This window comes from Geobacter psychrophilus (assembly GCF_056821595.1).
The window spans coordinates 96,299-108,138 of sequence record NZ_JBXDTU010000004.1; the positions used below are offsets into that span (position 1 = coordinate 96,299).

Genomic DNA, 11,840 nt, shown 5'->3' on the forward strand with positions numbered 1-11,840 from the left:
TTGATCCGATTGACATACCATGCAGTGAAATCCAGGAGGTTCAAATGGATCCCCAATCGGCTGCAATAGCCCAGAAGGAATTCGATCAGGCAGAGCGGGAACTTGAGCGGAACAATGTCCTGGCTGCACTGGCCAGCCTGGAACGGGCACTCGCCATCTGGGACGACCCGCTCTGGCATTCCCGTCTCGGTTTCTGCATCGCCAAGGAGCGCGGCCAGCTCACGCGGGCCTTCCAACTATGCCACACGGCAATGCAACACGACCCGGATAATCCGCTGCACTACCTGTATTTCGGCAAGGTACAGCTGATTGCAGGACAAACAGCCGAAGCACTCCAGTCCTTCAGGCAGGGCATGACACTGGGCGGTCATCCGGAGATAAAGCGGGAGCTTGATGCCATCGGCACCAGAAAACCTCCGGTCATCAGGTTTCTTTCGCGCGACAACCCGTTGAACAAGTATCTGGGCATTCTCCTCAAACGTATGGGACGGAGATAGTCCCATGCCATTCCCATGATGTTTTCTGGGGCAGAATCAGGAGAGCGAAACCATTAAAACCACACCCGTCATAGAAAAAATCAAGAAGCTCCTGGCCCTGGCTAATTCCAGCAACGAACACGAAGCCGCACTGGCAGCGGCCCACGCCCAGCGGCTGTTATCCGAGCACAACCTGGGCATGGCCGATATCGACTCGTCGCACAAACCGGACAAGGCCGACAGGATCGAACTGGAGGCGGCCAAAAGCCTGCCTAAATGGCTCAGGCATCTCAGCGCGGGGGTCTGCAGCGCCTTCGATTGCCAGGCCGTCCACCACCCCGCAAACGGCAAACTGACATTCATCGGCGTTGGCGCAGATGCGCAGGTTGCCGCCTATACCTTTACCTATCTGGTCAGAACCGTCAAAAAACTCTGCAGCGTGTACATGAAACTGCATGCCAACGACACGCTGGCCGCGCGACACCGGGAACTCAGACGACAGTCATATTACCTGGGGGCCGTATCCACCATCACAGTGCGTTTGGGAGAGCAGAAGGCCTGTACACCGGTTACCAGCACCGCTCTGGTACCGATCAAAGAGGCCCTGATCAAGCAGGCCATGAACGAGATCGGCAATATCCGGACCATGCACAGCCGCAGGAGCTACATCCATTCCGATGCGTATTTCAAGGGTCAGAACGACGGCAGGCAGGTCGGAATCCATCAGGGTGTCGAGCAGGCAGCATCGCAGCGCAAGGGGCTGCTGCAATAATTGTGCAGTCCGGAAGCAATAGCGGTCTTGAATTTCTCGCAGGAATGGGGTATAAAGCGACTCCGCTTTGAAACGGATCCAGTGGAGAGGTGTCCGAGTGGTCGATGGTGCCTGACTCGAAATCAGGTGTACGGCAACGTACCTAGGGTTCGAATCCCTACCTCTCCGCCACTAAAACAATGGGTTACAGCGACAAACTGTAACCCTTTTTGTTGCACGCTGAAAAGCGGAGCCAAATAATGCGGGGGATATCATCCCTTACAAAAACAAGGAGACAACATGACAAAAGCAGAATTTGTGGCAGCCGTAGCAGCAGAACTGGACGTACCCAAGAACGTAGCAGCAGAGACAGTCGAGGCATTTATTACGGTCACCACCAACTTGTTGAAGGCCGGAGACAAGATCACATTCCCCGGCTTCGGTACATTCAGTGTTTCAGAACGCGCTGCCCGTAAAGGACGCAATCCGCAGACAGGTGCTGAACTTCAGATCGCTGCATCAAAAAGCGGTAAATTTTCGGCAGGCAAGGATCTGAAAGGGCTGTAAGGCTGGGGTTGACAAACGTCAGCTGAATTTCAGATGTAAGATTTTTGAGAAGGCTGCGCCTAGATGGTGCAGCCTTCTCTGTTTTGTTCGGTCTACCTTGCCTTAATAGTTCACACCTCATTAAACCCGAATTTATTTTTAACCCGTCACGCTTAACGCAACTGCCAAATATGACGGGTGTCCATGACGGCTACCCCTTCACGCTGAACCTTTTACCCGATTGAAACCCATAAAAATCAGATCCTTGAGAGCGCAATCTCTGCAATTATTCTACGGCACGTTAGTTGCGATATCTCTTCTTGGCAGAACATGAGCACTGCCATGTGCATCAATCTACGTTTTGGGAAGACATGATCAAGGAGAGCCTTACCACGTGGCCTCACAGACGTCAGTGGGGTTACTTTCCGAGTGGCGGGTTTGGCTTGGTCTCTCTTATTCTGATCATCCTGTTGCTGACTGGTAGGCTTTAATTAGCCGCTTAGCACGTATGGTGCCTTCGATCTTTTGTCCAGAACACCCGCATTGACGGGTACTCCAGGAAAATCGAGTCACCTCACAAATAAAGGAGAACGTCATGAAAAACTTTTTGAAAATCACAGTTATCTCGTCACTGCTTATTGTTGCATGTTTACTGATCAGTGCCTGCGGCGATGACACCGAAAATTTTGTCCAGGGGAATGGTAAAATCGACGTTACTGTCACAAACAGTGCTGGATTGGCGTTATCGGGTGTACAAATTGAAGTCAGAAAAGTTTCTGCTACGGACCCTAATGTTGTAAGTCGCGGGACTACTGACTCATTAGGCAAAGCTACATTTCAAGAGACTATTGCTACGGATTACTACTTTACATTCATAGCAGCCGGATACGCGACGCAAAACTATAGTAATAACCCGGTAAGGCCAGAGCTGACCGTGACGAAAACCGTCAATGTAGTGATGGTTCCATAGCAAGAAGCAATGGCTGAATCCGAACATGTGCACCTCAAATCAAGTTTCCCCCGGCTCAACCGGGGGGGTTAGCTGCAGCAAATATTCATCGTTACATATTGTTTCAAAACATAAAAGGAGATTAGCCATGTCAACTGAAACTACCTGGACGTCACTTGAAAATGCGGTCGCAACATATAGCCTGGAAACGTCACTTATCCTGGAATGGGTGGATGACGGTTCGATTTGTGCTGAACATCACGATACCCGTTCGATGCGGGTCAGGGTCGATGATCTGATTCAAAAGATACAACACGTTACGAAGTCAAAACAAGACTTCCTTGATTGCGATTGAGTCAAGATTCGAATGATGCCGGCTATCCAATATACTTAGGTGGCTCGCCGTTGTGATCATGTCCCTGGCAGGAGGACTCCTGATCTGGTCGCTCTTTACCGGAAAGGCGTCATAATTGAAATAATCGGGGAAGGATTTAGATTCACAATGACGAAAGAATCGAAAGAATATATGAATCCCTATTGGGCTGGTTTTGGCCTGGGGTTGGTACTTCTGTCCTCGTATCTGCTCATGGGGCGCGGACTGGGTGCTTCCGGAGCCTTTGCTTCGCTTGTTTCATGGATAATGAGCAACATTACCCCCGACCATATCGCAGGTAATGGATTTTTTGAGAAGTATCTCGACCCTGAACGTGCCTCGCACCCTCTGAAGGAGTGGCTGGTATTCGAAGTAATCGGCGTCCTGCTGGGCGGCCTGATCTCCGGATTGATTGCCGGCAGGGTCAGGCTCTCGATCGACCGTGGCCCTCGGGTCTCGATTGCTTCAAGATTGGGTCTGGCGTTTACCGGCGGTATACTGATGGCGGTCGGTGCCCAGTTAGCCCGCGGCTGCACAAGCGGCCAGGCACTTTCGGGTGGTGCGCTGCTGAACCTGGGAAGCTGGATGTTCATGATGTGTGTATTCGGTGGAGCCTACCTGATGGCCTACTTCGTAAGGAGGCAATGGCTATGACAGCTCCGTTGGTACTTAATGATGTGATACCAGCTGGCTGCAGCCTTTGGTTGGCCGTACTGATCGGGATCGGGATGGGATTCTTCCTGGAGCGCGCCGGTTTTGGCAGTGCAAAGAAACTGGCTGCTCAGTTTTTCCTGTATGACATGGCGGTATTCAAGGTCATGGGCACAGCTGTTGTGACCGCAATGGTGGTCATTTTCCTGCTTTCCACGACCGCTTATCTGGATCTCGGCCAGGTTTCGATGGTTGGTACATATGTCTGGCCCCAGGTGATTGGCGGACTTATTCTGGGGGTCGGTTTTGTGGTGGGGGGCTACTGCCCCGGCACATCAGTCGTGGCATGTGTAACCGGAAAACTGGATGGGATGATGTTCGCTGGTGGCTTGGTCGCCGGTATGTTTATGTACGGCGAGATGTATCCATTTATTCAATGCTTCGCGGATTCTTCGTCCCTCGGAAGACAGACCCTCTACGGCTTTTTAAACATCCCGTATGGTGCGGTGGTGCTGCTTGTCATTGCACTGGCAGCAGGAGGATTCTGGGGGGCAACCATCCTCGAAAATAGGTTTGCCCGCCTGAAGCCTCAGGATCAGCCGTCAGAATAAACCCGAATCAATAAAATTTTCTTAAAATAGGGAGAAATACCGCACGATTGCGGCATCAATAGGCTCTGTTAGCATTAAACGCCCGGCTCACTGCAACCACAGCTGCTTTTGGAACTGTAAAGAGCTAACGGCCATCTTCAGCCACCGGAATGAGGATCTCGTTTCGACGCATAAACCAGGGGGTAAAAGGGGGATTGTAACGGGCCCAGACCGGTTCTCCCACAACGGTAAACCCGTTTTTGCGTATCCACTGTTCCAGCTTTCTGCTGTTAAGCATATAGTTATCCTCACTCCATAATCCGGAGTAACGCACTGCGGCGATTCTTTGAGCAGTAACCTGGTGAAGTGTGATGCCAGGATCATCGGGGACCGGCAAGGTTTCCAGGGTATAGGTTGCCGGCATCATGAAACTGACAGCCCACTTCCCTTTCATACGCTGCTGACTGACGGGAGCGGTCATGGAGATTTTCTCCCCCTTTTGTTCCTGTGACACGGGAGCGGTCATCGCAATCTTGCTGCGTGTCCGATTATCGCCGGAGATGTAGCGAAAAAGTCGCCTGAATGCCTTACTCCCGGCACCTTCAAGATCACCATCCACGATGATTTCAGCGAGGATGTGAGGGGCATATTCACGCAGCTCGAAAATGTCGTCGGCTTTCAAAACCTTGTAGGGTGCTTCTTCAGTTGCCATGGCATTAGTCGCTCCTATAAGCATAAATGCAGTTGCAAGCATGATGCGTCTAATCCGTTTCATTGCCACCACCTTGATCATTTTCCCTGAATGAGTTGTTGCCTACTTATTCTTGCTACCTTTTAGAACGAATCATCAATTCAGACATCAAACCATCAGCAATGCCGGCCCGGCGTCATGTCTCTAGCAGCACGGTTTCTTCGGCAGTTCTGCTGCAAGTGACCGGCGAACAGCTTCGTCATAGGACGTCAACTGAAACGGTATAAGCGAGCGAATGGCGTGTTCCCGGCAAATCACCTCGTTTTTGAGCCCTTCAATCAGCGGCATCGAGACTGAAGGGGCAACGGGCGTAATAAATCCGACCCAGTACGATGAAAGCCGCGGGGTCAATACAGGCACCGGCAGGATATAGAGTGTTCGTCCCCTGATACGACCAAAACGCTCCATCATATCCTTGTAGGTGATTACATCCGGCCCACCGATATCGAACGTCCCGCCGGCCGTGCGTTCATCCTTCAGGCAGCCGACCAGATATCTGATCACATCCTCCACCGCAATCGGCTGACATAACGTCGTAACCCAGCGCGGTGTGATCATGACCGGCAATCGCTCGACCAATGCCTTGACCATCTCAAACGAGGCCCCGCCGGCACCGATGATAATCGCGGCCCGCAGAAAGGTTGTGGCGAATTTCCCTGAGCGCAGGATGTCTGCTACCTCCAGTCGGCTTTTCAAATGTTCAGAAAGATCATCGCCGGTTTCCCCCAGTCCACCCAGATAGATTACACGCCGAACGCCGGCCTTTTCGGCCGCGCGGACAAAGTTCTCAGCGGCGTCACGGTCACGACGTTCAAAACCGGCCCGACCGCCTGCCATGGCATGCACCAGGTAGTAAGCGGTGTCAACCCCTGCCATGGCCGCCGGCAACGTAGCCGGCTCAAGCAGATCCCCCTGCACTGTTTCGATTGAGTTGGCTACAGGCGGGCACGCTTTCCGCACCAGACAGCGCACACGCACATCTTCTGCCTGAAGCGCCTTTGTCAACAGGCGTCCGATAAAACCGTTTGCTCCGGTCACCAGTACCGTTTTGATATCCACTGTTTCCCCTCTCCCGCACTGAATTGAATGCGTAATCGCTTCAATGAATACGATGAGTATCGTCCCTATCATAAATAAATGTTTAATGACAATTCTATTTGGTTTTTTATGTATAATGCGCCCATGGCTTTATCTGGAATTAAAACCCTGCTTCGGGCATTGCGCTCCAGGAACTTCCGGCTTTTCATGGCTGGTCAGAGTGTTTCTCTTATCGGAACTTGGATGCAATCGGTGGCCATGAGCTGGCTGGTCTACCGTTTAACCGGTTCGGCCTTCCTGCTTGGCGTTGTCGGTTTCACCAGTCAGATCCCAACGTTTCTACTGTCTCCTGTAGCCGGAGTGCTTGCCGACAGGTGGAATCGTCACCACCTCTTAATGGCAACACAGGCACTTGCCATGCTGCAGGCAGCGGTACTGGCTGCAGCAGTCCTCACCGGAGTTGTTCAAGTCTGGCATATCATTGTGCTAAGCCTGCTCCTGGGGGTCGTCAACGCCTTCGACATTCCGATTCGCCAGTCATTTATCGTTGAACTGGTTTCAGAGCGGGAAGATTTGAGTAATGCCATCGCCCTAAACTCATCAATTGTACAAGCCGCCCGTCTCATTGGCCCTGCAATAGCCGGTCTTCTCGTTGCTTCTGCTGGAGAGGGGGTTTGTTTCGTCCTGAACTGTGTCAGCTACTTGGCAGTATTGTTGGCACTTGTTGCCATGAAACTTGACTCCAGTCCCCAAAGCGGAAAGCCGCGACGGAACGTTCTGCATGAACTGCGGGAGGGCTTCAACTATGCTTTTGGATTTGGGCCGATCCGGAGTATTTTGCTGATGGTCGCCCTGATTAGTCTGACAGGGATACCTTATTCCGTTCTCATTCCGGTCTTTGCAAAGGAAATCCTGCACGGTGGAGCTCACACCTTCGGTTTTCTTATGACCGCTGGCGGATGCGGTGCATTAGCCGCCACCATCTATCTTGCCTCACGCAAAAGCGTTCTTGGTCTTGGCAAACTCATTGTCCTTGCAGGATTCTTGTTTGCTGTCGGGGTTGCTTCCTTTGCCGTTTCCACCAATATCAACGTCTCGTTTGCATCTCTGGTTGTTGCCGGGTTCGGTGGAATTACAATGATTGCATCCAGCAACACGATTCTTCAGACAATCCTTGATGAGCATATGCGGGGCAGGGTCATGAGTTTCTTCGCCGTTGCATTTCTTGGGATGGCCCCTTTCGGCAGCTTCGGAGTCGGAACAATGGCAGGAATTATCGGCCCCCGTGAGACGTTACTGGTAGGAGCCGTGTGCTGTCTCGGCGCTACATTATTGTTTGCCCGTCAACTTCCTGAAATCAGAGAAGTTGTCAGGCCGATTTACGTAAGAATGGGAATTATCAAGGAAGTTGCTGAAGGCATGGAATCTGCGGCAGAGCAACCGATGATACCGGACAACCGGAAGTGATATCCCCATTCCGGTGGATTACCAGCCTGGTGGTCTGCTGAACAGCTTGACACTCCTTAGGCCAGAACCTTTTCGACTCCCACGCTCCGGGTCTTCTCCATTCTATGATTACCGTCATTCTCTTTATTGACACTTTGTCATGCTCTGGTATCGTTATCAAAACGAATATTTATTTCGAGATATATGCCAAGGATAACTTATGACCAGAACAAGTATGACCCAGGACTGCAAGCTGCTCGACTCTATTAGTGAGGCCTGTGTTGAAATCCAGCAATCACTTAATGTCCACCTTGAGACAACTACCAGCTCCCAATACAAAGCGGATATTGAAAAAGATCTGGTAACTCTTGAAAACCTGAAACTGATATCGATCGCAGTTAAACAGGATATTGAATCAGACAGAATCGGAGCCAGTGCGGAGTTACTGCTAAGAATTGCTGCCAATGACTTTAAAAATAAATTGGCGCTTATTCCGGAGAAGAAATCGCTGCGCAAGGAAATCATGAAACTTCTTAATGACGTACACCGTGATATATTGCATAAGACTATGTAATTTCGGTTACATCTAAATCCAATGACATTGTATCGCGGCACATACAACCTCAATCAATACCCTGCAGACCGTCCTTACCACAACTCTCTCCAGCATTCCTGATTCCATCAACTGATCCGATTCATGGAAGCCAGCCGCTCTGCAGGCGTGCGTCATCGCGGCGTTCTGCTTTGTTTTGTTGTATCCCATCCAGGGAAAGGGTAGATTTAGAAAGTACAAGGTCGAGGGTCACCAGCAAATTCAACTGGTAACGGGAATCGAAAAATACTATCCGAGGCAAGGAGAAACAACGTAATGGCAAAGGTAACCGAGAAATCTTTGAAAGCCCGATGTACAGAGATCAATATGGGACCGCTGAAAAACACCACCTTCGGCATCCGATTCAACCGGACGTCGAAGGGTTATACTGTGGAGCTCCAGTACCGGGACTCTACGCCGCCCCAGATACTTGTTGCGGATGTCACCGCATCGGAGGCAGCTGCAGCCGTCGAAGGTGCCGTTATTGGTGCGGTAGCCGTCAAGGCCGCCGGCGGGGATAAACCGGAATTTGCGACACGGGAAACATTTATCCGTCAAGGTGGCGAGCGTTGCCCGAAGTGCCAGACAAAAGATATCGCCGCCGGGCACCTGTCGGCCGTGAAGGGGACAATGACCCAGCAATGCTCCTGCCAACGCTGCGGGTTATCCTGGAGCAGCATCTATCGGCTCGATGACTATGAAGCGGCTGTGGCGGTCGAAGCAGCGGCATGAAACCACATGTCAGGATCTGTCAATGAAGACGATCCCGTTCTGCAAACAGACCGGATTACCCTGAGAACGGCAAGGAGATGTTTCTCAGGCCCGGCCGACAGACGCACATCTCCTGGTCGATTTATTCAACAAGTTGTCTCCTGCTTCTCGTTGCCTGCGCTTTCTGCCGCACCACCAAGCCCTTCCGGATGATCGAAAACCAGCCTGCGAATGTGATCCATCCGATGGAAGCCTCCCGTGTACCGGTCTGAATGCCGGTCCGGATGCCGTACAACCAAACCGCTGCCCAGTCTGTCCTTGTGTTCCCCTGCACCTTCCAGTAAAGAAATGATGATCTTCCACTCAAATAACAGTTCTGATCTCTTGACATATCTGATCACATTCCGTATGGTAGTCATATGACTACCTACGGACTGAACCCCCAAAATGAACTCACCCAGCGCCAGCGCCAGGTCCTGCAGTTCATCACTTCATTCGCGGACAATAACGGCTATCCCCCCAGCCAGCGGGAAATAGCCGGACACTTGAATGTGTCCGGCACCTTACCGGTTATGAAACATCTCAGTGCGTTGGAGCGTAAGGGGTATATCAAACGGGAACATGTGAATCGCGGGATCACCCTGAAGGTACCGAACAGTCGTCCCGTCTCCCTGCCGATCGTTGGGACAGTCCGTGCCGGTCAGCTCTCCACGGCAATTGAAGACATCCAGGGGTATTTTTCGGTCGATCAGATGGCAGTCAAGGGAGCCGATTGCTTCTTCCTGAAGGTCAGTGGCGACTCCATGATCAATGCCGGCATTTTAGACGGTGATCTGGCCCTCGTACGTCCGCAGCCGACCGCTCACAACAAGGACACTGTGATTGCCATGGTTGATGGCGAGGCAACGGTGAAGTGGTTCTACAAGGAGCATGACCACATCCGCCTGCAACCGGCGAATTCGAACATGGGTCCTATCCTCATTTACCCTGAAGACGGTGAAGTGACGATCGTCGGCAAGGTGATAGGCGTCTACCGCAGTATGTAGATTCAGTTGATAATCAGCATTACAGACCAAGAAATCAGGAGATCGAGCGATGGAACCAATTACCCTGTGTGGAGCAGTGATTGTTGCGTACGGATTATGGGTGGAGTTTGAGCCAAGAGTAAGGGTGGTTGTGAAAGTGATCTGCAAGAGCAGGTTTTTTTCAGAGATGATTTCACAATCAACCGTCAAGAAACCTGTTTATGTGAGAAGAATGCCTATATGCGTAGCCAAGGCCTTTCATCACTGAGACGACGGCGGAATGAGATAGCAGCTGCGCCTGCCAGAGAAGCCCCCTTACAATTCGCGGACCACCATGTCCGCGACTTCCCCCCTCCCCTGCAGCATACAACCAGTTGGCATCCTGTCCCGAAAAACAAAAAGCCCCCAGATTGATCCGAGGGCTCAGAAATCAGAAACAGCATCTTGCTTTTCCCATGTTATAAGCTTTTTCATCTCTTATATTAGGTACTTGGTCTTGGTGCTGCTTCCTGATTCAAGTATACGCTTTTCACTTTTTAATGCAACCAGGAATTTCAAAAGCAATTTCATGTAACCTATTTCAAGACTCCGCCGTCTATGCAATAAACTGGTATACTATGAGTGTCTGAACTACGTACAGAGACCAGCTACTACGTCAAAGGAGACCTTATGAAAGCTGCAAGACTAGCTTTGTGCGGGATGGCGGTGATCATGCTTGCCATGGCCGTGATGACGTCCGGGGTCCTGGCACAGGAGTCCGGGGAGGTTGATCAGCCCTACCGCTTCAGCAAGGAAGAGCTGACCCAGATGCTGGCGCCGATCGCGCTCTATCCCGATGCCCTGACCGCCCAGATCCTGATGGCGTCCACCTACCCGCTGGAGGTGGTAGAGGCTGACCGCTGGCGCAGCAAGAACAACCGGCTGGGCGAAAGCGAGCTGGACAGCGCTCTGCAGGACAAGCCCTGGGACCCCAGTATCAAGGCGCTCTGCCACTTCCCCCAGATCCTCGCCTCCATGAGCGAAAAACTGGACCAGACCCGCAAACTGGGGGATGCCTTTCTGGGACAGGAGCAGGAGGTAATGACCACAGTTCAGGAACTGCGCCGCAAGGCTCAGGAACAGGGGCACCTCAAGAACACCGCCGAACAGAAGGTGATCGTGGAGCCGGAAGCCATCCGGATCGAACCGGTCAACCCGGAGGTTGTCTACGTGCCGGTCTTTGATCCGGCCTACGTTTACGGCCCCTGGTGGTATCCGAACTATCCCCCCTATTACTGGTACTACCCACCCGGGTTCTACAGCAGTGCCTACATCAGCTTCAGTCCCGGCATCTACCTCGGTTTCGACCTGTTCTCCTGGGCATGGTTCGACTGGGGTGTTCATCGCATCCATGTCGATGTAAACCGGACCAGCAGGTTCCATCGCCACCACATTGACCGGCGGGTTCAGACAGGAACGTTCTGGCGGCACAACCCGGAACACCGCCGAGGGGTTGCCTATCGCGACAGCAGAACCAGCGACCGCTTTGGATCACGACCGACGCGTGTAGCACCATACAATCAGGAACGTCGCGGCTATCCGCAGCAGATCGACCGTCAGCAGAGAACACCGCAGGTCACTGCTCCGCGCGGGGAACGGACAGCGCCGCCCGCGGTGCGCCAGGAGCCGACCCGGCAACGGACGCCTGAAATCCGACAGGAGCGGATAGATACGCCCCGGATCAGGATCGAAGATGCCAGGCCGCAGCGCCAGGAGATGCGCGAATCATCACCCTTCCGGGGGATCGGTGATGGGGGGTTCGAGCGCCGGGCCGGTGAACGTGGCGGGATCAGCACCGGCGGCGGCCAGTTCCAGCAGCGGCAGGAGAGCGGTGAAGGGCGCGGCGGTGGTTCGCGCGGCGGCGGACGGAGATGACGGCCGCCCCGCTTCAGCACGCAGACA

The 11,840-nt window shown here is 52.6% G+C and carries 15 protein-coding genes, 1 tRNA gene and 1 pseudogene; 15 read left to right on the forward strand and 2 right to left on the reverse strand.

Annotation, left to right across the window (positions count from 1 at the left end):
• Positions 1–44: 44 nt before the first annotated feature.
• The 10 genes and pseudogenes from ACOCF6_RS02575 to ACOCF6_RS02620 all read left to right on the forward strand — a co-directional run bounded on the left by ACOCF6_RS02575 (position 45) and on the right by ACOCF6_RS02620 (position 4,357).
• Positions 45–497, forward strand: a complete 453-nt coding sequence (locus tag ACOCF6_RS02575; protein WP_482458823.1) for a tetratricopeptide repeat protein — start codon at positions 45–47, stop codon at positions 495–497.
• 79 nt (positions 498–576) lie between these two features.
• Positions 577–660, forward strand: a pseudogene (locus ACOCF6_RS02580) (DUF2786 domain-containing protein); the annotation flags it as partial.
• A 15-nt stretch (positions 661–675) separates the two neighbouring features.
• Entirely contained in the window at positions 676–1,248 is a 573-nt protein-coding gene (locus tag ACOCF6_RS02585) for a DUF7168 domain-containing protein (protein WP_482458824.1), read from the forward strand.
• Between the two features lie 83 nt (positions 1,249–1,331).
• A tRNA-Ser gene (locus tag ACOCF6_RS02590) sits at positions 1,332–1,419 on the forward strand.
• Positions 1,420–1,527: 108 nt separating this feature from the next.
• Entirely contained in the window at positions 1,528–1,794 is a 267-nt protein-coding gene (locus ACOCF6_RS02595; protein ID WP_482458825.1) for an HU family DNA-binding protein, read from the forward strand.
• Positions 1,795–2,144: 350 nt separating this feature from the next.
• Complete coding sequence (locus tag ACOCF6_RS02600) at positions 2,145–2,264, forward strand: DUF3309 family protein (protein ID WP_482458826.1); 120 nt, start codon at positions 2,145–2,147, stop codon at positions 2,262–2,264.
• A gap of 104 nt (positions 2,265–2,368) precedes the next feature.
• Positions 2,369–2,743, forward strand: coding sequence for a carboxypeptidase-like regulatory domain-containing protein (locus ACOCF6_RS02605; protein ID WP_482458827.1), 375 nt, complete (start codon positions 2,369–2,371; stop codon positions 2,741–2,743).
• Between the two features lie 127 nt (positions 2,744–2,870).
• Positions 2,871–3,077 (forward strand): MerR family transcriptional regulator, encoded by a 207-nt coding sequence (locus ACOCF6_RS02610; protein ID WP_482458828.1) that lies wholly within the window; start codon positions 2,871–2,873, stop codon positions 3,075–3,077.
• A gap of 147 nt (positions 3,078–3,224) precedes the next feature.
• Positions 3,225–3,749 carry a YeeE/YedE thiosulfate transporter family protein gene (locus tag ACOCF6_RS02615; RefSeq protein WP_482458829.1) on the forward strand — a complete coding sequence of 175 codons (525 nt, stop codon included), beginning with the start codon at positions 3,225–3,227 and terminating at the stop codon, positions 3,747–3,749.
• Positions 3,746–4,357 carry a YeeE/YedE thiosulfate transporter family protein gene (locus ACOCF6_RS02620; protein WP_482458830.1) on the forward strand — a complete coding sequence of 204 codons (612 nt, stop codon included), beginning with the start codon at positions 3,746–3,748 and terminating at the stop codon, positions 4,355–4,357. Before ACOCF6_RS02615 ends, ACOCF6_RS02620 begins: the two co-directional genes overlap by 4 nt.
• 124 nt (positions 4,358–4,481) lie before the next feature.
• Here ACOCF6_RS02620 and ACOCF6_RS02625 read toward each other — a convergent pair whose 3' ends face one another.
• Positions 4,482–5,111, reverse strand: a complete 630-nt coding sequence (locus ACOCF6_RS02625; protein WP_482458831.1) for an SOUL family heme-binding protein — start codon at positions 5,109–5,111, stop codon at positions 4,482–4,484.
• Positions 5,112–5,231: 120 nt separating this feature from the next.
• Positions 5,232–6,146, reverse strand: coding sequence for an NAD(P)H-binding protein (locus tag ACOCF6_RS02630; protein ID WP_482458832.1), 915 nt, complete (start codon positions 6,144–6,146; stop codon positions 5,232–5,234).
• Between the two features lie 78 nt (positions 6,147–6,224).
• Here ACOCF6_RS02630 and ACOCF6_RS02635 point away from each other — a divergent pair, with 78 nt between their 5' ends.
• The 5 genes from ACOCF6_RS02635 (at position 6,225) to ACOCF6_RS02655 (ending at position 11,813) form a co-directional block, all read left to right on the forward strand.
• Entirely contained in the window at positions 6,225–7,592 is a 1,368-nt protein-coding gene (locus tag ACOCF6_RS02635) for an MFS transporter (RefSeq protein WP_482458833.1), read from the forward strand.
• A gap of 199 nt (positions 7,593–7,791) precedes the next feature.
• A complete protein-coding gene (locus ACOCF6_RS02640; RefSeq protein WP_482458834.1) occupies positions 7,792–8,145 on the forward strand; it encodes a hypothetical protein in 354 nt (117 codons plus the stop codon).
• Positions 8,146–8,439: 294 nt separating this feature from the next.
• Positions 8,440–8,895 carry a hypothetical protein gene (locus tag ACOCF6_RS02645; RefSeq protein ID WP_482458835.1) on the forward strand — a complete coding sequence of 152 codons (456 nt, stop codon included), beginning with the start codon at positions 8,440–8,442 and terminating at the stop codon, positions 8,893–8,895.
• A 398-nt stretch (positions 8,896–9,293) separates the two neighbouring features.
• Entirely contained in the window at positions 9,294–9,920 is a 627-nt protein-coding gene (gene lexA / locus ACOCF6_RS02650; protein ID WP_482458836.1) for a transcriptional repressor LexA, read from the forward strand.
• Positions 9,921–10,568: 648 nt separating this feature from the next.
• Complete coding sequence (locus ACOCF6_RS02655) at positions 10,569–11,813, forward strand: DUF3300 domain-containing protein (RefSeq protein ID WP_482458837.1); 1,245 nt, start codon at positions 10,569–10,571, stop codon at positions 11,811–11,813.
• Positions 11,814–11,840 lie beyond the last annotated feature (27 nt).